17 protein-coding genes and 1 pseudogene are annotated in these 24,352 nt (G+C 73.0%); 16 read left to right on the top strand and 2 right to left on the bottom strand.

Annotated features, from left to right (window positions below):
• Positions 1-113 precede the first annotated feature (113 nt).
• Positions 114-959, bottom strand: coding sequence for an HAD family hydrolase (locus ACZ7OY_RS12110; RefSeq protein ID WP_384725164.1), 846 nt, complete (start codon positions 957-959; stop codon positions 114-116).
• Between the two features lie 557 nt (positions 960-1,516).
• Between ACZ7OY_RS12110 and ssd the strand changes: the two genes are divergently transcribed.
• The 7 genes and pseudogenes from ssd to ACZ7OY_RS12075 form a co-directional block, all read left to right on the top strand.
• The gene (gene ssd, locus ACZ7OY_RS12105) at positions 1,517-2,629 is read left to right on the top strand and encodes a septum site-determining protein Ssd (protein ID WP_471911312.1); all 1,113 of its coding nucleotides are present in this window, start codon (positions 1,517-1,519) and stop codon (positions 2,627-2,629) included.
• Positions 2,626-3,897: a TadA family conjugal transfer-associated ATPase gene (locus ACZ7OY_RS12100; protein ID WP_471911311.1), complete on the top strand. Its 1,272-nt coding sequence runs from the start codon at positions 2,626-2,628 to the stop codon at positions 3,895-3,897. The genes ssd and ACZ7OY_RS12100 overlap by 4 nt, the downstream gene beginning before the upstream one ends.
• Positions 3,898-4,041: 144 nt before the next feature.
• On the top strand, positions 4,042-4,917 hold the full coding sequence (locus ACZ7OY_RS12095) for a type II secretion system F family protein (RefSeq protein WP_471911669.1): 876 nt from the start codon (positions 4,042-4,044) through the stop codon (positions 4,915-4,917).
• 2 nt (positions 4,918-4,919) lie between these two features.
• Positions 4,920-5,714 carry a type II secretion system F family protein gene (locus ACZ7OY_RS12090; RefSeq protein WP_471911668.1) on the top strand — a complete coding sequence of 265 codons (795 nt, stop codon included), beginning with the start codon at positions 4,920-4,922 and terminating at the stop codon, positions 5,712-5,714.
• A 102-nt stretch (positions 5,715-5,816) separates the two neighbouring features.
• Positions 5,817-6,026 carry a DUF4244 domain-containing protein gene (locus ACZ7OY_RS12085; RefSeq protein WP_385530774.1) on the top strand — a complete coding sequence of 70 codons (210 nt, stop codon included), beginning with the start codon at positions 5,817-5,819 and terminating at the stop codon, positions 6,024-6,026.
• Entirely contained in the window at positions 6,013-6,387 is a 375-nt protein-coding gene (locus ACZ7OY_RS12080) for a TadE family type IV pilus minor pilin (RefSeq protein WP_471911310.1), read from the top strand. The genes ACZ7OY_RS12085 and ACZ7OY_RS12080 overlap by 14 nt, the downstream gene beginning before the upstream one ends.
• A pseudogene (locus tag ACZ7OY_RS12075) lies at positions 6,384-6,833 on the top strand (Rv3654c family TadE-like protein); the annotation flags it as partial. The gene ACZ7OY_RS12080 and the pseudogene ACZ7OY_RS12075, both read left to right, overlap by 4 nt.
• A 16-nt stretch (positions 6,834-6,849) precedes the next feature.
• Here the strand turns inward: ACZ7OY_RS12075 and ACZ7OY_RS12070 are convergent.
• Positions 6,850-9,498: a DEAD/DEAH box helicase gene (locus ACZ7OY_RS12070; protein WP_471911309.1), complete on the bottom strand. Its 2,649-nt coding sequence runs from the start codon at positions 9,496-9,498 to the stop codon at positions 6,850-6,852.
• 80 nt (positions 9,499-9,578) lie between these two features.
• Here ACZ7OY_RS12070 and bldG point away from each other — a divergent pair, with 80 nt between their 5' ends.
• The 9 genes from bldG (at position 9,579) to ACZ7OY_RS12025 (ending at position 24,350) form a co-directional block, all read left to right on the top strand.
• Positions 9,579-9,920, top strand: coding sequence for an anti-sigma factor antagonist BldG (gene bldG, locus ACZ7OY_RS12065; protein WP_009189842.1), 342 nt, complete (start codon positions 9,579-9,581; stop codon positions 9,918-9,920).
• Positions 9,921-10,031: 111 nt separating this feature from the next.
• Positions 10,032-10,466, top strand: coding sequence for an ATP-binding protein (locus ACZ7OY_RS12060; RefSeq protein WP_471911308.1), 435 nt, complete (start codon positions 10,032-10,034; stop codon positions 10,464-10,466).
• 310 nt (positions 10,467-10,776) lie between these two features.
• Entirely contained in the window at positions 10,777-13,182 is a 2,406-nt protein-coding gene (locus ACZ7OY_RS12055; protein ID WP_471911307.1) for a sodium-translocating pyrophosphatase, read from the top strand.
• A 195-nt stretch (positions 13,183-13,377) separates the two neighbouring features.
• Positions 13,378-13,986 carry a small secreted protein gene (locus ACZ7OY_RS12050; protein ID WP_351602685.1) on the top strand — a complete coding sequence of 203 codons (609 nt, stop codon included), beginning with the start codon at positions 13,378-13,380 and terminating at the stop codon, positions 13,984-13,986.
• 179 nt (positions 13,987-14,165) lie between these two features.
• Positions 14,166-15,704 carry a DUF7059 domain-containing protein gene (locus tag ACZ7OY_RS12045; protein WP_471911306.1) on the top strand — a complete coding sequence of 513 codons (1,539 nt, stop codon included), beginning with the start codon at positions 14,166-14,168 and terminating at the stop codon, positions 15,702-15,704.
• 583 nt (positions 15,705-16,287) lie between these two features.
• Positions 16,288-16,488, top strand: a complete 201-nt coding sequence (locus tag ACZ7OY_RS12040; protein ID WP_471911305.1) for a hypothetical protein — start codon at positions 16,288-16,290, stop codon at positions 16,486-16,488.
• Positions 16,489-16,730: 242 nt separating this feature from the next.
• A complete protein-coding gene (gene topA, locus ACZ7OY_RS12035; protein WP_471911304.1) occupies positions 16,731-19,577 on the top strand; it encodes a type I DNA topoisomerase in 2,847 nt (948 codons plus the stop codon).
• Between the two features lie 168 nt (positions 19,578-19,745).
• Positions 19,746-22,955 carry a dTMP kinase gene (tmk, locus tag ACZ7OY_RS12030; RefSeq protein ID WP_471911303.1) on the top strand — a complete coding sequence of 1,070 codons (3,210 nt, stop codon included), beginning with the start codon at positions 19,746-19,748 and terminating at the stop codon, positions 22,953-22,955.
• Between the two features lie 189 nt (positions 22,956-23,144).
• A complete protein-coding gene (locus ACZ7OY_RS12025) occupies positions 23,145-24,350 on the top strand; it encodes a DNA polymerase III subunit delta' (RefSeq protein WP_471911302.1) in 1,206 nt (401 codons plus the stop codon).
• Positions 24,351-24,352: the final 2 nt, after the last annotated feature.

Genomic DNA, 24,352 nt, shown 5'->3' with positions numbered 1-24,352 from the left:
GCACGCCCGGAGGAAGTGGAACCCCTGACCGCACTTCTTTACTTTCAGTATCAAAGACGTGCTAATCGGTCACCTCTGCGGCAAAGGGTGCCGTATCGGGGTGAAGTCGCAGGTCAGGCTATGGCCGCTCGCCGTCGGCTCGCGTACCAGACCAGCCCCGCCGTGGCCGCCGCGGCTCCTATCGCCGCGGCCGCGACGAGGACGGGCCGGGTCGGTACGGCGAGCCCCGGAATGCGCTGCTTCAACCGCACCGGCCGGTGGAAGTCGAGGACCGGCCAGCCCTGTGCGACCGCCTCACGACGCAGCGCGCGGTCCGGGTTCACGGCGTGCGGATGGCCGACGGAACGGAGCATCGGCAGGTCGGTCGCCGAGTCGCTGTAGGCGTAGCAGCGGGCGAGGTCGTAGCCCTCGGACTCGGCCAGCTCCTTGATCGCCTCGGCCTTCGTCGGGCCGTAGGCGTAGTACTCCACCTCCCCGGTGAAGCAGCCGTCGTCGCCCACGACCATCCGGGTGGCCACCACGCGGTCCGCGCCGAGCAGCTCGCCGATGGGCTCGACCACTTCGGCGCCCGACGTGGACACGATCACGACGTCGCGTCCGGCGGTGTGGTGCATCTCGATGAGGGAGGCGGCCTCGTCGTAGATGATCGGGTCGATCAGGTCGTGAAGGGTCTCGGCGACGAGTTCCTTCACCTGTTGGACGTTCCAGCCGCGGCACATCGCGGACAGGTACGCACGCATGCGTTCCATCTGGTCGTGGTCCATGCCGCCCAGCATGAAGACGAACTGGGCGTATGCGGTCCGCAAGGCGGCCCTGCGGTTGATCAGTCCGCCTTGGTAGAAGGACTTGCTGAAGGTGAGTGTGCTCGACTTCGCAATGACCGTCTTGTCCAGGTCAAAGAAGGCAGCTGTGCGAGGCAAGGAGTGGTTTTCCACGCCCCGAGCATAGGCGCAGCCCATTCGGCGTAAGGTGGGCGCGTGGGTTTGCCTGAGAGGGCTCTCGGGTACACCATGGAAGTCACGGATCGTTCGCGACCGTGCTAACCCGGTCCGACTCCTCCCCCCCCGAGTCGGCCGTGGAGACGACCCCCGCTCTCCCCCCCGGCGGGGGTCGTCGCATGTCCGGACGGGTTTTCCCCTCTCCTGCGCGGCCGCGGAGCCGCTTCGAGGCGGCCGGGGCCGCTCTCTTCGCGAGCCCATGATCGGTCACTGTGTGTAGCCGAAACGCTGCTCTACGGAAGTCGCGCGCAGGCCGCCGCGGGCCGCCGGTATGAGTGACGGCGATATTCACAACAGGTGAGTTGTCCACAGTTTTCGACCAAGATCCACAAGATTTCCGGGATCGCTGCACCGTGATTCCAACGCGTCCGGCCCACGGCGAGTTCCATGGCCGGTTCCGATTGCCGGGCGCGTTTGGCCGGTTTCCGGCGGCCGTTCATAGGGCGGCCGGACGCCGGGTCTTCACACGTACGGGAATCGCGGGGCCACGGAGGCTGCGCGAGAAGCAGCGAAGGGGGATGGAAACCGTGGCCGGAACCGTCACACACGACCCGCCGCCGACCACCGGGGGCCGGCCGGGCAAGCCGTTGATCGTCACGGAGGACGCGGAACTCCTGGACGACCTGTTGCGCCTGTGCGCGGCGGCCGGCGCCACCCCCGAGGTCCACCACGGGGTGCCGAAACCGCGGGGAAGCTGGGAGGCCGCACCGCTCGTCCTGGTCGGCGACGACGCCGCCCGGCGGGTGCGTGGGGCCGCCCGCAGGCGCGGAGTGGTGCTCGTCGGACGGGACCAGGACGACCCGGGGGTGTGGCGGCGGGCGGTCGAGATCGGCGCCGACCACGTCCTGATGCTGCCGGACGGGGAACAGTGGCTGGTCGACCGCATCGCCGACGTCGCCGAGGGCGTCGGCCGGCCCGCGCTCACCGTCGGCGTGATCGGCGGCCGCGGCGGCGCCGGAGCCTCCACACTCGCGTGCGCCCTCGCCGTCACCTCCGCACGCGAGGGGCTGCGCACCCTGCTCGTGGACGCCGATCCGCTGGGCGGCGGACTCGACGTACTCCTCGGCGGCGAGACGGCCGAGGGCCTGCGCTGGCCCGCCTTCGCCGCCTCGCGCGGACGCGTCGGCGGCGGCGCCCTGGAGGAGTCCCTGCCGCGCCTGCACGCCTTGCGGGTGCTCAGCTGGGACCGCGGCGACTGCGTCGCCATCCCGCCCCAGGCGGTGCGGGCGGTGCTCGCGGCGGCCCGGCGCCGGGGCGGCACCGTGGTCGTGGACCTGCCGCGCCGCATCGACGACGGTGTGGCCGAGGCGCTCGCCCAGCTCGATCTGGGACTGCTCGTGGTCCCCGCCGAACTGCGCGCCGTGGCGGCGGCGGGACGGGTGGCGTCGGCCGTCGGCATGGTCCTGCGCGACCTGCGGGTGGCGGTACGCGGGCCGTACTCGCCCGGACTCGACGACCGCGAGGTGGCGCGGCTGCTCGGCCTGCCCCTGGCCGGCGAGGTGCCCGCGGAGTCCGCACTGCTGCGGCCGAACGGGGGCAAGGCGCCACCGGGAGCGGCCGCGCGGGGACCGCTCGCGCGGTTCTGCAAGGAGTTCTGGGCACGGGCCCTGGTCGAGACGGCCGGCCCATGAGCGCCCTCCCCGGAACCGAGCGGGCCACCGGCTCGGCCCTCCTGGACGGCGTACGGCGGTGGCTGGCCGAGAGCGGGGCCGAACCGACCCCCGCGCGCGTGGCGCAGGCCTTGCGCGAACAGGGACGGGTCCTCGGGGACGCCGAAGTGCTCGGCGCCGCCGAGCAGCTGCGCCGCGAACTGGTCGGCAGCGGGCCGCTGGAGACGCTGCTCGGCGATCCCACGGTGACCGACGTGCTGGTCTCGGCTCCGGACCGGGTCTGGGTGGACCGGGGTGGCGGGCTGGAGCTGACCGCGGTCTCCTTCCCGGACGCGGCGGCCGTACGGCGCCTCGCGCAACGGCTGGCCGCGGTGGCCGGACGCCGGCTCGACGACGCGCGGCCGTGGGCCGACGCCCGGCTGCCGGACGGCACCCGGCTGCACGCGGTGCTGCCGCCGGTCGCCGTCGGCTGCACCTGCCTCTCCCTGCGGGTGGTACGACCCCGCGCCTTCACCCTCGACGAGTTGGTCGCGGCGGGCACGGTGCCGCCGGGCGGGGACCGGGTGCTGCGGGCGCTGCTGAGAGCCCGGCTGTCCTTCGTGATCAGCGGCGGCACCGGCAGCGGCAAGACGACCCTGCTGAGCGCGCTGCTCGGGCTGGTCGGCCCGGGGGAGCGGATCGTGCTCGCGGAGGACTCCGCGGAGCTGCGGCCGGACCATCCACACGTCGTACGCCTGGAGGCGAGACCCGCCAACCAGGAGGGCGCAGGCCTGGTGACCCTGGAGGACCTGGTGCGGCAAGCGTTGCGCATGCGCCCGGACCGCCTGGTCGTCGGCGAGGTGCGCGGTCCCGAGGTGGTCCATCTGCTGGCCGCGTTGAACACCGGCCACCAGGGCGGGTGCGGAACGGTCCATGCCAACGCGGCCGCCGACGTACCGGCCCGGCTGGAGGCGCTCGGCACGGCGGCCGGGCTCGACCGGGCCGCGCTGCACAGCCAGGTCGCGGCGGCGCTGTCGGTGGTTCTGCACCTCGCGCGCGACCGGGCGGGCCGGCGGCGGATCGCCGAGGTCCACGTGCTGGAGCGGGACGCGACCGGGCTGGTGCGGACGGTGCCGGCACTGCGCTGGGGCACGCAGGCGTTCGCCCGCGAACGGGGGTGGGAGCGGCTGCGGGAACTGCTTCACGGCCAGGACGGCGGGAGCGGACAGACCGGCGGGAGCGGACGGGAGGGCGAGTGCGGACGGGACGGTGAGTGCGGACGGGACGGCGGGTGTGGGTGTGGGGTCTGACGGGTTCGCGTGACCGGTTCGGGGCGGGCGACGAGGTCGGGGGCCGGGGCGGCCGTGGGCCGGGCGGTCGCGGCCGGCGGACGGGCGGTCTCCAGGGGTGGAGGTGCCGGATGAGGAGAAGGGACGGCGGGAGACGTGAGCGCAATGGGCGGGATCTCGTGGAGCGAGTCGGTGACGGGCGCGACCGTGGCGTGTGCGGGAGCGGCCCTCTGGTGGACGGGCGGTCGGCACTCTGCGGCCCGCCGGGCGCAACTGCTGCTCGCGGGTGGCGGGGCGGTCGCCACCGGGCCGCCCGTGCGGCGGCATCTGACCTGCGCGCTGCTGCTGATCCGTGGGCGCTGGCGGGCCGAGTGGTGGTCGCTGGCCGCCGGGCTGGTGCTGGCGGTGCTGGGGGCCTCGGTGCTGCCGGTCGCGGCGGGGGCGGCCGGGGTGCCGCTGGCGCGCCGGGCCCGGCTGGCCGGGCGGGCCAGGAAGGCGCGGGAGCACCGGGAGAACGCGGTCATCACTCTGTGCGGGACGCTCGCCGGAGAGGTGCGTGCCGGGCGGCAGCCGGGTGAGGCGCTGATGCGCGCCGCCCGCGACTCCGAAGGGCTCGGCGACGCGCAGGCGGCGGTGCTGGCGGCGGCGAGGTTCGGCGGGGACGTCCCGACGGCGCTCGCGGCCGCGGCGCGGCAACCGGGGGCCGAGGGGCTGCTGGGCCTCGCGGCGTGCTGGCGGGTCGCCGTGGACCGGGGCGCGGGCCTCGCGGCCGGACTCGACCGGATCGAGCGGGCGCTGCGCGCCGAACGGGACCAGCGCGCCGACCTCCGTGCCCAGCTGGCCGGTGCCCGCTCCACGGCGGTGATGCTCGCCGGTCTGCCCGTCCTGGGGCTGCTCCTCGGCGGTGCCTTGGGTGCCGACCCGCTGCACGTGCTGCTGCACACCGGAGCCGGCCTGGGCTGTCTGCTGGCCGGAGGTCTCCTCGAGGGCGTCGGGATGTGGTGGGCGCTGCGGATCGTACGAGGGGCGGAGGGCGCATGAGCGTGGGCGCGGAGGTTTTCCACAGGCTGGGGGTGACCTTGGGGGCGGTGCTCGCCCTCGGTGGGCCGGGGGCCTGGGCGGCGGCGGTGCGGCGGCGCAGGGCACGGCGGCGGATCGCCGAACTGCTCGCCCGGGAAACGGGATCGGCGGGTGCCCGCCCGCAGATCGGTGAGGCCGTACGGCGCTGGCTGCCCTGGGCGGGAGCGGTGGCTGCCGGGTGGGTGGTGGTCGGCGGCTTCACCGGCGTGGTGATCGGCGTGCTGACGGCGGCCGCGCTGCGGCGGTGGCGTCTGCGGCAGGCGCAGGCGCAGGCGTCCACGGGCCGCGCGGTGGACGTCGACGTGGGGGAGGCAGCCCGGCAGCTCCCGCTCGCCGCGGAACTGCTGGGTGCCTGTGTCGAGGCCGGAGCCGGTCCGGTGATCGCCGCCCAGGCGACCGGCGAGGCGCTCGGCGGGCCGGTCGGCACGGCGCTGGCGCGCGGCGCGGCGGAGGTGCGGCTCGGGGGCGAACCGGGCGAGGCCTGGCGGCGGCTGGCCTCGATCCCGGGCGCCGAGGCCCTGGCGCGGCTGCTGGAACGGGCCGGTGACTCCGGGCTCCCCGCGGCCGGTCCCGTCGCACGGTTCGCCGCTGACGCCCGCGCGGAGCGAGCGCGCGACGCGGCGGTACGGGCCAGACGGGCGGCGGTGGTGGTCACCGTGCCGGTGGGGCTGTGCTTCCTGCCCGCGTTCATCGCCGTCGGCGTGGTGCCCGTGGTGATCGGGCTGGCGGGCGAAGTGATGGGAGGGGGTGGCGGATGACAGGACGGGCCTGAGGGCGCACGACCGGGAGCGGCGGCCGGACACACGGCCGGCCGCCGAGGACCAGAGAGATCGACGGAACCGGACCTTACGGGGGCTGAGATGTACAAGACGGTACGGGTGCGGCTGCGTGCCCTGGAGCGCAGGGCACGTGCGGTGCGCAAGGACGCGGGGATGGTCACGTCCGAGTACGCCATGGGGATCGTCGCGGCGGTGGCGTTCGCCGTGCTCCTCTACAAGGTGGTGACGAGCGGTGAGGTCAGCGCGGAGCTGGAGGCCATCGTGAAGCGAGCGCTCAGTGCGTCGATGTGAGCGAGGCGCGGACCGGGGGTTCGTGACGGCCGAGTCGGCGGTGGTGCTGCCCGTGCTGGTGCTGTTCGCGCTGGCGCTGGTGTGGGCGCTGCTCGTGGCGGCCGTACGGATCCAGTGCGTGGACGCGGCGCGGACGGGGGCGCGGGCGGCGGCCCGGCAGGACTCGGCCGACGCGGTGCTGGCCGTCACCCGGGCGGCGGCACCGAGCGGTGCGGAGGTCTCGGTGGGCCGTTCGGGCGACCAGGTCCGTGTGGTGGTCGTGGCCAGACCCCCGGCGCTGCACGGGCTGCCGTTCGAGGTACGGGAGGAGGCCGTGGCATGGGCCGAGGAGACGGTGGAGCCGGCGGAGGCGGACCCGTGACGGGGAGTCGGGAGCTCCGGGCGGAGGGCGCCGCGTCTGGCGGCGGGCCGCGCTCCGCCACCGTCCGGAGCGACCGCGGCTCCGCCACCGTCTGGGGTGTCGGAGCGATCGCCGTGCTGTGCGTCGTGTTCGGGGCGGTGCTGGCGCTCGGCCAGGCCGTCGTGACCCGGCACCGGGCGGCCGGCGGCGCCGACCTCGCGGCGCTGGCGGCGGCAGACCACGCGGCGGAGGGCGGCGCGGCGGCCTGTGGGCGGGCGGAGCGGGTGGCTCGGGCCCAGGGCACCCGGCTGGTGCGGTGCGCCGTGCTGGGCGCGGTCTCGGACGTGTCCGCGGCCTCGGGGCGGGGGCCGTTCGAGGCCGAGGTCAGGGCCCGGGCGGGCCCGGCGGAACAGGTCCCGCGGACTCTCCCCACGCCGATCCCGGGACCCGCCGCTACTCCCACGCCGATCCCGGGACCCGCCGCTAATCCCGCCCCTGCTCCCGCGCCGACCTCGGGTCCCGCCCCGACTCCCGCGCCGGTCCCGGGACCCGTCCCGGCTCCGGTGCTCCCCGATCCTGTGGCTCGTCCCGCGGCTCGTCCCGCGGCTCGCCCTGCGACTCGTCCCGCGGCTCGCCCTGTGGCTCGTCCCGCGGCTCGCCCTGCGACTCGTCCCGCGGCTCCTCCCGCGGAGCTCCCCGCAGCAGAACCGTGAGCAGGCGTACGGCACCCCGCTTGTGCAGGGGATCGTTCCCGTTGCCGCACTTGGGCGACTGGATGCAGGACGGGCAGCCGGCCTCGCACTCGCAGGAGGCGATGGCCTGACGGGTGGCGGTGAGCCAGGCGCGGGCGGTGTGGAAGGCGCGCTCCGCGAAGCCCGCGCCGCCGGGGTGGCCGTCGTAGACGAAGACCGTCGGCAGGAGGGTGTCGGGGTGCAGGGGTACGGACACGCCGCCGATGTCCCAGCGGTCGCAGGTCGCGAAGAGCGGCAGCATCCCGATCGAGGCGTGCTCCGCGGCGTGCAGGGCGCCGCCCAGGATCTCCGGGTTGATCCGGGCCTCGTCCAGCTGGTCCTCGGTGACCGTCCACCACACGGCCCGGGTCCGCAGCGTACGAGGGGGGAGGTCGAGCTTCGTCTCGCCCAGCACCTCGCCGGTGATGACACGTCTGCGCAGGAAGGAGACGACCTGGTTGGTGACCTCCACGGAGCCGTAGCACAGGCGGCCGGCGCCCCAGGGGATCTCGGTGTCGGTCTCCAGGACGGAGATCGACGTCGTGTCGCGGGCGACCGTCGAGTACGGCGGGGCGGCCTCCTCGACCAGGGCGACCGAGTCCTCCAGGTCGAGGGAGCGGACGAGGTACGTACGCCCCTGGTGGAGGTGGACCGCGCCCTCGTGGACGGCGGTGTGGGAGGCGCTCTCGTCGACCGTGCCCAGCAGCCGTCCTGTTCCCTCCTCGACGATCTGCACCGGCCGTCCGCCCTCGCCGCGGATGTCGGTCAGATCGGCGGCCCGCTCCCGGCGGGTCCAGTGCCAGGCCTTCGTCCGGCGGCGCAGCAGCTTCGCGGCCTCCAGCTGCGGCAGCAGTTCCGCGGCCGCCGGACCGAACAGGGTCAGGTCCTCCTCGACCAGCGGCAGCTCCGCCGCGGCCGCGCACAGGTGCGGGGCGAGGACGTACGGATTGTCGGGGTCGAGGACCGTGGATTCCACCGGCCGGTCGAACAGGGCCTCCGGATGATGGACGAGGAAGGTGTCCAGCGGATCGTCGCGGGCCACCAGGACGGCGAGGGCCCCCTGGCCGGAGCGACCGGCCCGGCCCGCCTGCTGCCACAGCGACGCGCGGGTGCCCGGATAGCCGGCGATGAGCACGGCGTCCAGGCCCGACACGTCCACGCCCAGCTCCAGCGCGGTCGTGGCGGCGAGGCCGAGGAGCTCGCCGGAGTGCAGGGCGCGTTCCAGGGCGCGGCGTTCCTCGGGGAGGTAGCCGCCGCGATACGCCGCGACACGCCGGGCCAGTGAACGATCCACTTCAGCCAGACGCTCCTGGGCGATGACGGCGATGAGCTCGGCGCCGCGCCGGGAGCGTACGAAGGCGACCGTGCGGACGCCCTGCACGGCGAGGTCGGTGAGCAGGTCGGCCGTCTCGGCGGTGGCCGTCCGGCGCACCGGAGCGCCCTTCTCGCCCTGCATCTCGGTGAGCGGGGGCTCCCAGAGCGCGAACACCAGTTCCCCGCGCGGTGAGGCGTCGTCGGCGACCTCGACGACCGGCAGGCCGGTCAGCCGGCGGGCGGCCACGGCCGGCTCGGCGGCGGTGGCCGAGGCCAGCAGGAAGACCGGGGAGGCCCCGTAGCGGGCGCACAGGCGGCGCAGGCGGCGCAGTACCTGGGCGACATGGGAGCCGAAGACGCCCCGGTAGGTGTGGCACTCGTCGATGACGACGTACTTGAGCGACTTCAGGAAGGAGGACCAGCGCGGGTGGGACGGCAATATCCCGCGATGGAGCATGTCCGGGTTGGTGAGGACGTAGTTGGCGTACTGGCGGACCCACTCGCGTTCCTCGAACGGCGTGTCGCCGTCGTACACGGCCGGGCGCACGGCCTTGCCCAGGGGCCGTGCGAGTTCCTTCACCGCACGGCACTGGTCGGCCGCCAGGGCCTTCGTGGGGGCCAGGTACAGGGCGGTGGCGCCGCGGCCGTTCGGGGCCTCGGAGCCGTCGAGGAGCGTGGACAGGACCGGCACGAGGTAGGCGAGGGACTTGCCGGACGCGGTGCCGGTGGCGACGACCACCGACTCGCCGTCCAGGGCGTGCTCGGCGGCCTCCGCCTGGTGGGCCCAGGGGTGTTCGATGCCCGCGGACCGGACGGCCGCGACGACCTCGGAGCGAATCCGGTGAGGCCAGACGGCATGGCGACCCGCACGCGGGGGCAAGTGCTCCGTATGAGTGATGCGCGAAGCCCGGCTCGGCCCCGAGGCGAGCCGGTTCAGGACCGTGCTCGGCGCGGGGCGGGACTCGGGTTCCGTCGGGGATCGATCGGATCGGAGATTCTCGGCCATCGGCACCGAGTGTGTCACTGGCGTGACGGACAATGGAGCCAAGGCGTCGTGCACGCCTGCCGGTAAGTGATTGAATGCCATCGCGGCTGGCGAACCGTCCTGGGGGCTCTGCCGAGGTGTCCCATGGGGCGACCGCTCGATAGCAAGGTGCTGGAGGATCCGTGGACCTGTCCCTGTCGACCCGTACCGTCGGCGATCGTACGGTCGTCGAGGTCGGTGGCGAAATCGACGTATATACCGCGCCCAAGTTGCGCGAGCAGTTGGTCGAGCTGGTGAACGACGGCAATTTCCACCTCGTCGTCGACATGGAGGGCGTGGACTTCCTCGACTCCACCGGGCTCGGCGTGCTGGTCGGCGGCCTGAAGCGGGTGCGTGCCCACGAGGGCTCGCTGCGCCTGGTCTGCAACCAGGAGCGCATTCTGAAGATCTTCCGTATCACCGGTCTCACCAAGGTGTTCCCCATCCACACCTCGGTCGACGAAGCGGTGGCGGCCACCGACTGATCACCGTCCGGGCCGTGTGCCCGGGGGGTCGAGTTGCACAGCAGGGGGACCGGGCTTTCGGCGGCCCGGCCCCCCGACCGCACGCGCACGCCCGTAGTCCGAGGGGGATGCATGGCCACCGTTGAACTCCGCTTCAGCGCGCTGCCCGAGCACGTCAGGACCGCCCGACTCGTGGCGGCGGCGGTGGCGCGCAGGGCCGGGGTGGACGAGGCCGTCCTCGACGAGGTGCGGCTCGCCGTCGGCGAGGCGTGTTCCCGTGCCGTCGGACTGCACCAGAACGGCGCCATCACCGCGCCGATCCAGGTCCTGCTGGTCGAGGAGGAGAAGCAGTTCTCCATCGAGGTCGGGGACCAGGCGCCGCACGCCCCCCGGGAGGGCCCGGTCGGCGACGTGGTCGAGGATCCGGACATCGAGGCCGAGGAGGACGAGATGGGTCTCGCGGTCATCAGCGGACTCGTCGACGACGTGGAGGTGACCGCCGGACAGAACGGCGGACGCATCCGCATGACATGGCCGACCACCCCGCCCGCCGCCGCGTCGGCCTGACGCCGGCTCCGCGCTTCACCGCATCACCCCCGTTCGGGCCCTGCTGAGCAGGGCCCTTCGTGTTTTCCTCACCCGTTTGCAGGAATGCGTGAAGAAATTCACGATCAATCGGGCGATCATTTGATCAAGCGCCCGTGCGGGCGTCAATGCTTTTAGGGCATTACCTCTTTCGGGTTCGATGGCGTGACCTCGATCAATTGCTGGAGAGCAAGTGAAGGCTAATTCCGCTTACCGCGCCCTGTTTTGATCAGGTTCCGGTACCTAGAATCCGTCCACATCTTGAGCTCAGCCCAAGCGTCAAGGAGGACGAATGGCGGGGCTTTCTACCCCTCAGCAGTTCGATCACCCCACAACCTTCGCAGCCGCAGTTCTGACCGACGACAACCGCCTCCTGGTGATGGTCATCGGTGTCGTGGCGCTGGCCGCCCTCGTGGTCGCGGGCGTCCTGGTGCGCCAGGTGCTCGCCGCGGGCGAGGGCACCGACAGCATGAAGAAGATCGCGGCAGCGGTCCAGGAAGGCGCCAACGCCTATCTGGCCCGGCAGTTGCGCACACTCGGCGTATTCGCCGTGGTCGTCTTCTTCCTGCTCATGCTGCTGCCAGCGGACGACTGGAATCAGCGGGCCGGCCGGTCGATCTTCTTCCTGATCGGCGCCGGCTTCTCGGCGGCCACCGGCTATATCGGCATGTGGCTCGCCGTGCGCAGCAATGTGCGTGTCGCCGCGGCGGCCAGGGAAGCGACCCCGACGGAGGGTGAGCCGGAAAAGGACCTCACCACCGTCTCGCACAAGGCAATGAAGATCGCTTTCCGCACGGGCGGCGTCGTCGGCATGTTCACGGTGGGGCTCGGTCTGCTGGGCGCCTCCTGCGTGGTGCTGGTGTACGCGGCCGACGCCCCGAAGGTGCTCGAGGGATTCGGCCTCGGCGCCGCCCTGATCGCCATGTTCATGCGAGTCGGCGGCGGCATCTTCACCAAGGCGGCCGACGTCGGCGCCGACCTGGTCGGCAAGGTCGAGCAGGGCATCCCGGAGGACGACCCGCGCAATGCCGCGACCATCGCCGACAACGTGGGCGACAACGTCGGCGACTGCGCGGGCATGGCGGCCGACCTGTTCGAGTCCTACGCGGTGACCCTGGTCGCCGCGCTGATCCTCGGCAAGGCGGCCTTCGGCGACTTCGGTCTCGCCTTCCCGCTGCTCGTGCCGGCGATCGGCGTCGTCACCGCGATGATCGGCATCTTCGCCGTGTCCCCGCGCCGTACCGACCGCAGTGGCATGTCCGCGATCAACCGGGGCTTCTTCATCTCCGCGGTGATCTCGGTCGTGCTGGTCGCGCTGGCGGTCTTCGTCTACCTGCCGTCGTCGTACGCAGGTCTCGACGGCGTCACCGACGCGGCGATCAAGGGCAAGAGCGGCGATCCGCGCATCCTCGCCCTCGTCGCGGTGGCGATCGGCATCCTGCTCGCCGCCGTCATCCAGCAACTGACCGGCTACTTCACCGAAACCAGCCGCCGCCCGGTCAGGGACATCGGCAAGACCTCGCTGACCGGCCCGGCCACCGTCGTCCTCGCCGGTATCTCCGTCGGCCTGGAGTCGGCCGTCTACACCGCGCTGCTGATCGGCCTCGGTGTGTACGGGGCCTTCCTGCTCGGCGGTACGTCGATCATGCTGGCGCTGTTCGCGGTGGCGCTGGCCGGCACCGGCCTGCTCACCACGGTCGGTGTGATCGTCGCGATGGACACCTTCGGCCCGGTCTCCGACAACGCCCAGGGCATCGCCGAGATGTCGGGCGACGTCCAGGGGGCGGGCGCCCAGGTGCTCACCAACCTGGACGCGGTCGGCAACACCACCAAGGCCATCACCAAGGGCATCGCCATCGCCACCGCGGTGCTGGCGGCGTCGGCGCTCTTCGGGTCGTACCGTGACGCGATCACCACCGGAGCGCAGGACGTCGGCGAGAAACTCACCGGGGCGGGCGCGCCGATGAGCCTGATGATGGACATCTCGCAGCCGAACAACCTCGTCGGCCTCATCGCCGGCGCGGCGGTCGTGTTCCTCTTCTCGGGACTGGCGATCAACGCGGTGTCCCGGTCGGCCGGTTCGGTGGTGTACGAGGTGCGGCGGCAGTTCCGTGAGAAGCCCGGGATCATGGACTACACCGAGACCCCGGAGTACGGCAAGGTCGTCGACATCTGCACCAAGGACGCCCTGCGCGAACTCGCCACACCCGGACTGCTGGCCGTGATGGCACCGATCTTCATCGGCTTCACGCTCGGCATCGGCCCGCTCGGCGCGTACCTCGCGGGCGCGATCGGGGCGGGGACGCTGATGGCGGTGTTCCTCGCCAACTCCGGCGGTGCCTGGGACAACGCCAAGAAGCTCGTGGAGGACGGCCATCACGGCGGCAAGGGCAGCGAGGCCCACGCGGCCACGGTGATCGGCGACACGGTCGGCGACCCCTTCAAGGACACCGCCGGCCCCGCGATCAACCCGCTGCTGAAGGTGATGAACCTGGTGGCGCTGCTGATCGCGCCGGCCGTCATCAAGTTCTCCTACGGCCACGACAAGAGCATCGGCGTGAGGGTCATGATCGCGGCCCTCTCGCTCCTGGTCATCGTGGTCTCGGTGTACATCTCCAAGCGGCGCGGTATCGCCGTGGGTGACGAGGAGAACGCCGAGCGGGCCTCCAAGTCGGCCGATCCTGCGGTGGTTTCGTAGGCGGTCCGGGCGAGGCCTGGCTCACGGGGCGGGTGGTGGCGCGTGTCGACGCGTCGCCGCCCGCCCCCTTGTGTGTTCGCGCCCCTACCCGTGAGCCTTCTCTCACTTGGTGCAAATGGCTATATCAGTGCCCATAAAGGGCATTCGTCTGGGGTCCGTCGTCCGCGTGGCGTGTATGTTCCGGGGCCGAGAGCCATGGAAGGGACCAATCCGGTGAACAAGAAGCTCGCGGCCGCGCTGTCCGGCGGTGCGGTACTGGCAATGGCGCTGTCGGGATGCGGCAGCAGCGACGACGGCAGCAGCGCGAAGCTGAGCGCCTGGGCCAAGCAGGTCTGCGACTCCGTCCAGCCGCAGGCCAAGAAGATCGCGGCCGCCAACGCCGCCATCCAGAAGCAGACCTCGGACAACAGCGCGCCGGAGGACGTCCAGAAGACCGACTCCCAGGCGTTCCAGGACATGTCGGACGCCTACAAGGCGATCGGCGCCGCCGTCGACCAGGCGGGAGCTCCGGACAGCGGGGACGCCAAGAACGCCGAGCAGAAGCAGCAGGGCGCGGTCAAGGAGCTCAACGACATCTCGGCGTCGTACGCCTCCCTGAAGAAGCAGGTCGACGCCCTCGACACCAAGGACCAGGCCAAGTTCGCCGACGGCCTGAAGGACGTCGCCACCGAGCTCGACAAGCTGAGCAAGAACGGCAACGGCGCCCTCAAGGAGCTGGAAGCGGGCGACGTCGGCAAGGCCATGGCCGAGCAGGCGAGCTGCAAGTCCGCAGCGTCCTCGTCCGCGGCGGCGACGGCGGGCTGACCCGGCCCCGGACCCCCCATACGCCCAGAGGCCCCGGTACGCGCGCGTACCGGGGCCTCTGGGCAGGTCCGTGCACGTTCCGCCCCAGTGCGCACGGTGGGGCTGCGGGTGCGGGTGCGGCGGGCGCGATCGCGCCGTCGGCCGCAGCGGACACAATCCGGAGCGGACACAATGGGGACGTGAGCAACTCCACCGACTCCACCCTCATCCCCCTGCCCTCCGCCGACCGCCCCGACGTCGTCGCCGGTCTGCGCGACGCCCTGCTCGGTGTCTCCTTCACCGCCGACGGACTGCTCGAACTGCTCGGCGCCCCCGCGTACACGGCGCTGGCGCGCAGCGAGACCGTCCCCGCGCTCCGGGCGACCCGTGGGGACACGCCGCTGGAGACGCTCGTCCGGCTGTTCCTGCTCCAGCAGCCCGTGCCGTACGCGCGCGTGGTGGGTGTGCTGCCCGTCGACGCGTGTCTGGAGAGCGGCTGGCTGGTGCGCACCGGCGGGGACGAGGTCGCCGCGACCGTGGACGTACGGCCGTTCGGCGGACCCGACGGCGAGGACTGGTTCATCGTGTCGGACCTGGGCTGCGCGGTCGGCGGCGCGGGCGGCATCGGCGGCCGGGGCCGGCAGGCGGACACCGCCGTGGTCCTCGGTGTCGGCGGCGCGTCCACGACCCTCGCCGGCATCACCGTCCGTACCCCCGTCGGCTCCGCGCTCGACCTCGGCACGGGCTCCGGGATCCAGGCGCTGCACGCTTCCCGGCACGCCACGCGGGTGACGGCGACCGACCTCAACCCGCGCGCCCTGCACATCACCGCCCTCACGCTCGCGCTGTCCGGCGCACCGGCCGCCGACCTGCGCGAGGGCTCGCTGTTCGACCCGGTCCGGGACGACGAGACGTACGACCTGATCGTCTCCAACCCGCCGTTCGTGATCTCGCCGGGCGCCCGGCTGACGTACCGCGACGGCGGGATGGGCGGGGACGATCTGTGCCGCACGCTCGTTCAGCAGTCGGGACAGCGGCTGAACGAGGGCGGGTTCGCGCAGTTCCTCGCCAACTGGCAGCACGTGGAGGGGGAGGACTGGCAGGACAGGCTCAGGTCGTGGGTCCCGCGCGGCTGTGACGCCTGGATCGTGCAGCGCGAGGTGCAGGACGTCACGCAGTACGCCGAGCTGTGGCTCAGGGACGCGGGCGACCACCGCAGCGACCCGGTCGAGTACCAGGCGCGCTACGACGCATGGCTGGACGAGTTCGAGGCGCGCAAGGTGAAGGCCGTCGGCTTCGGCTGGATCACCCTGCGCCGGACGGCCGCCGAGCCCTCCGTCACCGTGGAGGAGTGGCCGCACTCCGTCGAACAACCGCTCGGCGACACGATCCGGGCGCACTTCGACCGCCTCGACTACCTGCGGGAGCACGACGACGCCGCCCTGCTCGCCGGTCACTTCAGGCTCGCCGCCGAGATCGTCCAGGAACAGGTCGGGCTGCCCGGCGCCGAGGACCCGGAGCATGTCGTGCTGCGCCAGCACCGGGGCATGCGCAGGGCCACCAAGGTGGACACGGTCGGTGCGGGCTTCGCGGGCGTGTGCGACGGCTCGCTGAGCGCGGGCCGCATCCTCGACGCCATCGCCCAACTCGTCGGCGAGGACCCGGTGCTGCTGCGCGACCGCACCCCCGCCCAGATCCGCCTGCTGGTGGAGCAGGGTTTCCTCGAACCGGAGCGGTGACCCGGCGCCCAGGTGACCCCGCGCCCCGTGACCGGGTGGCCTCGTGAGCGTGCCGTGCGGCTCCTGCCGCGCGGCGTCCCAGGCGTCCGCTTCGGCGTCCCGGGCGTCCGCGTCGGCGTCCCGCTCCGGGACGTGAAACCGGCCAACATGCCGCCGGCGCCGGACGCTTCGGGCGGCGCCCGCACGGCGCCCACGCGGGCTGGTGCGAGCCCCCTGCGCGCAGGTGTGTCGTCGGCCACGGCGTCGCGCTCCGGCTCGGGGCCCTGGGAGGCCCCGGAAGCCCCGGTCGCCCACCGGCGCCAGGCTTCCCGGATCGCGCAGGCCTCCTCGGCACGCGCGGGTCTCGCGGCACGCCGAGAGAGCCGGCGATGCGGCCGAGTTCCACGAAAACAAGTTCGAGCCGGCCGCGCAGGCGATGCGAGGACGACCGGAAAGAAACCCTGTCCGGCACGGCCCGGGGCGGTGGCGGGAGCACGGCCGCGTCGGCCCCGCGTTCACCTCGGGTTCTTCTGTGCGCCGCCCACGCGTGGCAGTCTTCTGGCAGCGGCCCGTCGAAGGCCGCGGAAAAGGGGCGCGGCAGACCATGGAGAGCGGGCCGGCGATCTTCACCGGAGCGGTGTTCGCCCTGTTCGGAACCGGGTTGCTGGCATGGACCGCGACCCGCGTCAGGCGTCGCGAACCCGTCGCCCTCGGTGTGAACCCGGTCGCATCGGCGACCCTCGCCGCTCTCGCCGGAGTGGCCGCGCTGGTCCTCGCCGCATGGTGCCTCACCCGGGTCCGATAGCCGCCCCGGCCTCCTCCCGCCAGTATCTGGGAGGTCACACTCCGGATCTGCCCGAAAGGGCTGGTGGACAGTCCGGGCGGCAGGAATGGCGGTAGTCGGGTTACCGTTCGAGTGGCCGTTGCGGGCTTTTCCCGTTTGACACGGGGGCGGGATGTACCGTCACACTCCGCAGCGTCACCATGACCCGACCCCGGGAAGAAGGCCTGGGGAGGCCCCAGCGTCGACCGGAGAGAAGAGCGAAGTTGTCCCCGACCAGCGAGACCGCACAGGGCGGCCGCCGACTCGTCATCGTCGAGTCGCCTGCCAAGGCGAAGACGATCAAGGGCTATCTCGGCCCCGGCTACGTCGTCGAAGCGAGCGTCGGGCACATCCGCGACCTCCCCAGCGGCGCCGCGGAGGTGCCCGAGAAGTACACCGGCGAGGTCCGCCGCCTCGGGGTGGACGTCGAACACGACTTCCAGCCGATCTACGTGGTCAACGCTGACAAGAAGGCCCAGGTCAAGAAGCTCAAGGATCTGCTGAAGGACTCCGACGAACTCTTCCTGGCCACCGATGAGGACCGCGAGGGCGAAGCCATCGCGTGGCACCTCCTCGAAGTGCTGAAGCCCAAGGTCCCGGTCAAGCGCATGGTGTTCCACGAGATCACCAAGGACGCGATCCGCGAGGCCGTGGCCAACCCGCGCGACCTGAACAAGCGCATGGTCGACGCCCAGGAGACCCGCCGCATCCTCGACCGCCTCTATGGCTACGAGGTGTCGCCGGTCCTGTGGAAGAAGGTCATGCCGCGACTGTCGGCGGGCCGTGTCCAGTCCGTCGCCACCCGGCTCGTCGTCGAGCGGGAGCGCGAGCGCATCGCGTTCCGTTCCGCCGAGTACTGGGACCTGACGGGCACCTTCGGGACCGGCCGCGCGGGTGACCCGAGCGACCCGGCGTCCCTGGTCGCCCGCCTCCAGACCGTCGACGGCAAGCGGGTCGCGCAGGGCCGCGACTTCGACTCGCTGGGACAGCTCAAGAGCGCGAACATCCTCCACCTCGACGAGGCGAACGCCCGCGCCCTGGCCGCGGCCCTGGAGAACACCCGGTTCGCCGTCCGGTCGGTCGAGTCCAAGCCGTACCGCCGCTCGCCGTACGCCCCGTTCCGTACGACGACGCTCCAGCAGGAGGCCAGCCGCAAGCTCGGCTTCGGCGCCAAGGCCACCATGCAGGTCGCGCAGAAGCTGTACGAGAACGGCTACATCACGTACATGCGTACGGACTCCACGACGCTGAGCGACACCGCCGTCGCGGCCGCCCGCGCCCAGGTCACGCAGCTGTACGGCGCCGACTACCTGCCGGCCCAGCCGCGCACGTACGCCGGGAAGGTCAAGAACGCCCAGGAGGCGCACGAGGCGATCCGTCCCTCGGGTGATCGTTTCCGCACCCCCGCCGAGACCGGTCTGACCGGCGACCAGTTCAAGCTCTACGAGCTGATCTGGAAGCGGACCGTCGCCTCGCAGATGAAGGACGCGGTCGGCAACTCCGTCACGGTGAAGATCGCCGGCGCGGCCGCCGACGGCCGGGACGTCGAGTTCAGCGCCTCCGGCAAGACGATCACCTTCCACGGCTTCCTGAAGGCGTACGTCGAGGGCGCGGACGACCCGAACGCCGAACTCGACGACCGCGAGCGCCGGCTGCCGCAGGTCGCCGAGGGCGACGCGCTCACGGCCGAGGAGATCACGGTCGACGGGCACGCCACCAAGCCCCCGGCCCGCTACACCGAGGCCAGCCTGGTCAAGGAGCTCGAAGAGCGCGAGATCGGCCGCCCGTCGACGTACGCGTCGATCATCGGCACCATCCTCGACCGAGGCTATGTCTTCAAGAAGGGCACGGCCCTCGTGCCGTCCTTCCTGTCCTTCGCCGTGGTCAACCTCCTGGAGAAGCACTTCGGCCGGCTCGTCGACTACGACTTCACCGCGCGGATGGAGGACGACCTCGACCGCATCGCCCGCGGCGAGGCGCAGGCCGTGCCGTGGCTGAAGCGTTTCTACTTCGGCGAGGGCGAGGCGGCCGGTGCCGCCGACGCGGGCAACGGCGACGGCGACCACCTCGGCGGTCTCAAGGAACTGGTGACCGACCTGGGCGCGATCGACGCGCGCGAGGTGTCGTCGTTCCCCGTGGGCAACGACATCGTGCTCAGGGTCGGCCGCTACGGCCCGTACATCGAGCGCGGGGAGAAGGACGCCGAGGGCCACCAGCGCGCCGACGTGCCGGACGACCTGGCGCCGGACGAGCTCTCCGTCGACTTCGCGGAGGAACTGCTGGCCAAGCCGAGCGGCGACTTCGAGCTGGGCGCCGACCCGGAGACGGGCCACCAGATCATCGCCAGGGCCGGCCGCTACGGGCCGTACGTCACCGAGGTGCTTCCCGAGGGCACCCCCAAGACCGGCAAGAACGCGGTCAAGCCGCGTACGGCCTCCCTCTTCAAGACGATGTCGCTGGACACGGTGACCCTGCAGGACGCCCTCCGGCTGATGTCGCTCCCGCGCACCGTCGGCACGGACGCGGACGGTGTGGAGATCACCGCGCAGAACGGCCGCTACGGCCCGTACCTGAAGAAGGGCACGGACTCGCGGTCGCTGCAGACCGAGGACCAGCTCTTCACGATCACGCTGGACGAGGCGCTGGCGATCTACGCCCAGCCCAAGCAGCGTGGCCGCGCGGCCGCCAAGCCGCCGCTGAAGGAACTGGGCGTGGACCCGGTCAGCGAGAAGCCGGTCGTCGTCAAGGACGGACGCTTCGGGCCGTACGTCACCGACGGCGAGACCAACGCGACCCTGCGCTCCGGCGACAGCGTCGAGGAGATCACCCCCGAGCGCGGCTTCGAACTGCTTGCCGAGAAGCGCGCCAAGGGGCCCGCCAAGAAGACGGCGAAGAAGGCTCCGGCGAAGAAGGCGCCCGCCAAGAAGGCTCCGGCCAAGAAGGCCACGGCGACGAAGACGGCCGCCAAGAAGACCACGGCGGCGAAGAAGACGACCGCCGCGAAGAAGACGACCGCCAAGACGGCCGCCGCGAAGACGGCGACGGCTTCGAAGACGAGCACGGAGGACTGACCGGACGGGCCGGTGCGCCTGTGGTGCACCGGCCCGTCCGGATCTCCTTCACCGTCCCCTTCACCGCGGGTTCGCCAGACGCACGCCCCGGCATCACTTTGGTGTCGGGGTGTGCGCACGTGCGGGCGTGTGCCTCGGGCTGTCGGCGGGTCCCGATAGGCTGAAAGCATGACGCGAGCCGAGCAGCCAACGGCCAACCATCCCGCCCCGGACGACGCCCTGGTGGCGGACTCCCGCGAGCGCGCCGTGCGCGCCCTGCTGCGCCGGCCGCAGCTCAAGCAGCTCTGGAGCGCCCAGCTCGTAGGAGGCGTGGGGGACATCCTCACGCTCCTCGTGCTGGTCGTCCTAGCCCTCCAGGCGGCGATCGCCGTCGGCTCGTTCGGGGGCGGCTACCGGGGCGTGGCCGTCGCCGTGGCCACCGTCTTCGCGGTACGCATCCTGGCGACCTTGCTCTTCGGCGCCGTGCTCCTCGGCCCGCTGACCTCGCTGACGTCCCAGCAGGGACCGCTCGACCGCCGCTGGACGATGGTCGGCGCCGACGGTCTGCGGGCCGCGCTGCTGATCGTCGCGCCGCTGTGGATCGACTGGACGCCCGACAACGCGCTCGCGGTCCTCCTGGTCACCGTGTTCGTGACCGGGGTCGCCGAGCGCTTCTGGACGGTGTGCCGCGAGGGTGCGGCGCCCGCCCTGCTGCCCGCCCCGCCCCCGGAGGGCGCGACGGTACGGCCGCTGCCGGACCACATGGACGCCCTGCGCCGCCTCTCGCTGCGTACGAGCTTCGTCGCGGTCCCCCTCGCGGCCGCCACGCTGGCCGCCGCGTCCCTCGTCAACAACCTCCTGGGCGCCGGCATCGCCTGGTTCGGCCAGCACCAGGCGGCCCTCGCCTCGTACGTCGCGGCCGGGCTGTTCGCCGCCTCCCTGTCGGTGGTGAGCGGCCTGGAGCTGCCCGACGTGCGCACCCCGCGTGCGCGCTCCCCGCTGGAGGGCCTGCGCCGGCCCCGGACGGCCGCGGGCGTCGACACCGGCCGCACGGGCGCGATCCCGGTGCTGGTGTTCGCCTGCGCGGCGGTCGCCGCGGCGGTCGCCGCCGCCGTCGCCGTGTCGGTGCTGCACGCCAAGGACCTGGGCGGCGGGCCCGTGCTGTACGGGCTGCTGGTGCTCGCGCTGACCGGCGGTGTCGTGGTCGGTATCCGTACCGCTCCAGCCTTCCTGCCGACGCTCTCGCGGCGCCGCCTGCTGTCCCTGACGGTCGCCTTCACCGGAGTGGCGCTGCTGGCCGCCGGGCTCGTCCCGGACGTCACCAGCGTGCTGCTGATCGTCGCGCTGGCCGGCGTCGGCGCGGGGGTGTCCGCCAACACCGGGCACACCCTGCTCGACCAGGAGACCGAGGACGGCCGACGCGCGCGTACGACCGAGCACCTGCACGCGGTCGTACGGGTCTGTGTGGCACTGGGCGCGGTGATCGCCCCGCTGGTCGCGGCGCTCATCGGGCCGCACCGGCTGGAGAACGGCAAGTTCGTCTTCGCGCACGGCGGGGCCGCGTTCACGCTGATGCTGGTCGGCGCGCTGCTGCTGCCGGTGGCCGCGCTGGTGCTCGCCAAGGTCGACGACCGCTCCGGCGTACCGCTGCGGCACGACCTGCGGGACGCGCTGCTGGGCGGCGACGACCCCGTGCAGACGCCCGCGACCGGCGGGTTCTTCATCGCCCTGGAGGGCGGCGACGGCGCCGGCAAGTCCACCCAGGCCGACGCCCTCGCCGACTGGATCAGGGCCAAGGGGCACGAGGTCGTGCTCACCCGCGAGCCGGGGGCGACCCCCGTGGGCAAGCGGCTGCGGTCGATCCTGCTGGACGTGTCCTCGGCCGGGCTGTCCCACCGCGCGGAGGCGCTGCTGTACGCCGCGGACCGCGCCGAGCACGTCGACACCGTCGTACGGCCCGCGCTGGAGCGCGGCGCGGTGGTGATCTCGGACCGGTACATCGACTCGTCGGTGGCGTACCAGGGGGCCGGCCGTGACCTGTCCCCGACGGAGATCGCACGGATCTCGCGCTGGGCGACGAACGGACTGGTCCCGCATCTGACGGTGCTGCTGGACGTGTCGCCCGAGGCGGCCCGCGAGCGGTTCACCGAGGCTCCGGACCGGCTGGAGTCGGAGCCCGCCGAGTTCCACGCGCGGGTGCGCTCCGGTTTCCTGACGCTGGCCGCCGCCGACCCCGGCCGGTACCTGGTCGTCGACGCCGCGCAGGAGCCCGAGGCGGTGACCACGGTCGTCCGGCACCGGCTCGACCAGATGCTGCCGCTGTCCGAGGCCGAGGTGAAGGCCGCCGAGGAGGCCCGCAGAGCGGCCGAGGAGACGGCCCGCCGCAAGGCCGAGGAGGAGGCCGCGCGCAAGGCCGAGGAGGAGCGCCTGGAGCGCGAGCGCCAGGCACAGCTGGAGCGGCTGCGCGCCGAGGAGGCCGAGCGCAAGCAGCGCGAGCTGGAGGAGGCCCAGCGGCGCGAGGCCGAACGGCAGGCGGAGGAGGCGCGGCAGCGCGCCGAGGAAGCGCACCGGCGTGCCGAGGAGGAGCGCGCGCGGCTGCTCGCCGAGGAGAAGCTCCGGGCCGAGGAGGAGACGCGGCGCAGGGCCGAGGAGGAGCGGCGTCGCAAGCAGGCCGAGGAGGAGGCCAGGCTGCGTGCCGAGGCCGAGGCCCGGCGGCTGGAGAAGCAGCGCAAGGCCGAGGATGCCCTGCTGCGGGCGGAGGCGGCACGCCGGGCCGCCGAGCAGGCCACGGCCGCCGCGCAGGCGGGACCGCAGCCGAAGGCGCCGTCGGCCGCGGCCGTGACGCCGGAGGCGGCGACCGTGCCGACGCCGGTGGTGAAGCCGGCCCCCGCGGCGGGCGGTCCGGTGGACGAGACGACGGTGCTGCCGCGGGTGCGCGAGCGGGACGCCGAGGACCCGCGGTCCTCCGGCGCCGCGTCCGCCACCGGGTCCGAGGCGGAGGTGACGGCCGAGCTGCCGCAGCCGCCGGTGCCGTCGGGCGCCGCGGACGAGACCACGGTGCTGCCGCCGGTCGCCCCCGGCGCGGCGGACGAGACGGCCGTGCTCCCTGCGGTGCGCGGCGAGGACCTCGCGGACCGGGTGCCGTCCGGGTTCTTCCGCGACGAGCCGTCGGGGCAGCCGGGGGCGCGGGGCGCGGACCGTCCCGACGACCGGACGCGTGAGCTGCCGCAGGTCGACGAGGCGGGTGCGCCGCGGCGGCGGGCCCGGCCCGACTGGGCCGAGGAGACGCCGCTGGACGACCTGCCGACGCTGGCGGACGAGCTGCTCGGCCCGCGTGGCGACGATGACGACGAGGGATACGGCGACCAGCCGGGACGCCGTCGCGGCCGGGGCCGCTGAGCCGTACGCCGCGGGGGCTCCAGCCCCCGCGGCTTCCCGCTCTCGCGCCCTCTCGCTCTCCCGCCTTCGGGACTTCCGGGACGGCGGGGGTTGCCCGTAGGGGTGTCGGTGACCGCCCCCGGGATTGTCAGTGGCTGCCCGCACAATGGAATCCGCACCACGAAACGTGACGAAAGGGCGGCCTGACCCATGACCGTGTGGGACGACCTCGTCGGGCAGGAGAAGGTCAGCGAGCAGTTGGCCGCCGCTGCCCGGGACGCCGACGCCTTCGTCACGGCGGTGGCCGCCGCCGCGCCGCTGCCCGAGGCGTCGAAGATGACGCACGCCTGGCTGTTCACCGGGCCGCCCGGTTCGGGGCGGACGCAGACGGCGCGGGCCTTCGCCGCCGCGTTGCAGTGCGTGAGCCCCGACCGCGCCCTCGGCGGGGCCCCCGGCTGCGGATTCTGCGACGGCTGCCACACGGCGCTCGTCGGCACCCACGCCGACGTCAGCACGGTCGCCGCCGTGGGCGCCGAGATCCTGGTGAAGGACATGCGGGACACGGTCCGCAAGTCGTTCACGTCACCGGCGAACGGCCGCTGGCAGGTGATCCTCGTCGAGGACGCCGAGCGGTTGAACGAGAAGTCGGCCAACGCCGTCCTCAAGGCCGTCGAGGAACCCGCGCCCCGCACGGTCTGGCTGCTGTGCGCGCCCTCGCTGGAGGACGTGCTGCCGACCATCCGCTCCCGCTGCCGCCACCTCAACCTGCGGACCCCGTCGGTCGACGCCGTAGCCGACATGCTCGTACGCCGTGAGGGCATCGAGCCCGGCGTCGCCGCTGCCGCCGCCCGCGCCACGCAGGGGCACGTCGACCGGGCCCGCCGCCTCGCCTCCGATCCGGCCGCGCGTGAGCGCCGGGCCGCCGTGCTGAAGCTTCCGCTGCGGGTCGAGGACGTCGGCGGCTGCCTCCGGGCCGCCCAGGAGCTGGTCGACGCGGCCGCCGAGGACGCCAAGCAGCTCGCCGAGGAGATGGACGGCAAGGAGACCGAGGAGCTCAAGGCGGCGCTGGGTGCGGTCCAGGGCGGCCGTATGCCGCGCGGTACGGCCGGTGTCATGAAGGACCTGGAGGACATGCAGAAGCGCCGCCGGACCCGGACCCAGCGCGACAGCCTCGACCTCGCCCTCACCGACCTCACCGGGTTCTACCGCGACGTCCTCGCCCTCCAGCTCGGCTCCCGGATCGCCCTGGCCAACACGGACGCGGAGGACGCCCTGGAGCGCCTCGCCCGGGGCAGCAGCCCGGAGTCCACCCTCCGCCGTATCGAGGCGATCGGCGCCTGCCGTGACGCCCTCGACCGGAACGTGGCGCCGCTGCTGGCGGTGGAGGCCATGACGATGTCCCTCAGATCGGGCTGAGG

Source organism: Streptomyces sp. NPDC107559, assembly GCF_055657365.1.
Note: the sequence above shows the minus strand (reverse complement) of the source record. Positions and strands in the feature narration are given on the sequence as shown.

Bases quoted from the DNA above. Each gene is read 5' to 3' on its own strand.
- ssd (WP_471911312.1), top strand. From the start codon at position 1,517: ATGGAAACCGTGGCCGGAACCGTCACACACGACCCGCCGCCGACCACC.
- ACZ7OY_RS12110 (WP_384725164.1), bottom strand. From the start codon at position 959: ATGGGCTGCGCCTATGCTCGGGGCGTGGAAAACCACTCCTTGCCTCGC.
- ACZ7OY_RS12100 (WP_471911311.1), top strand. From the start codon at position 2,626: ATGAGCGCCCTCCCCGGAACCGAGCGGGCCACCGGCTCGGCCCTCCTG.
- tmk (WP_471911303.1), top strand. From the start codon at position 19,746: ATGACGCGAGCCGAGCAGCCAACGGCCAACCATCCCGCCCCGGACGAC.
- ACZ7OY_RS12025 (WP_471911302.1), top strand. From the start codon at position 23,145: ATGACCGTGTGGGACGACCTCGTCGGGCAGGAGAAGGTCAGCGAGCAG.
- ACZ7OY_RS12055 (WP_471911307.1), top strand. From the start codon at position 10,777: ATGGCGGGGCTTTCTACCCCTCAGCAGTTCGATCACCCCACAACCTTC.
- ACZ7OY_RS12040 (WP_471911305.1), top strand. From the start codon at position 16,288: ATGGAGAGCGGGCCGGCGATCTTCACCGGAGCGGTGTTCGCCCTGTTC.
- ACZ7OY_RS12050 (WP_351602685.1), top strand. From the start codon at position 13,378: ATGGAAGGGACCAATCCGGTGAACAAGAAGCTCGCGGCCGCGCTGTCC.
- ACZ7OY_RS12085 (WP_385530774.1), top strand. From the start codon at position 5,817: ATGTACAAGACGGTACGGGTGCGGCTGCGTGCCCTGGAGCGCAGGGCA.
- ACZ7OY_RS12095 (WP_471911669.1), top strand. From the start codon at position 4,042: ATGGGCGGGATCTCGTGGAGCGAGTCGGTGACGGGCGCGACCGTGGCG.
- ACZ7OY_RS12060 (WP_471911308.1), top strand. From the start codon at position 10,032: ATGGCCACCGTTGAACTCCGCTTCAGCGCGCTGCCCGAGCACGTCAGG.
- ACZ7OY_RS12070 (WP_471911309.1), bottom strand. From the start codon at position 9,498: ATGGCATTCAATCACTTACCGGCAGGCGTGCACGACGCCTTGGCTCCA.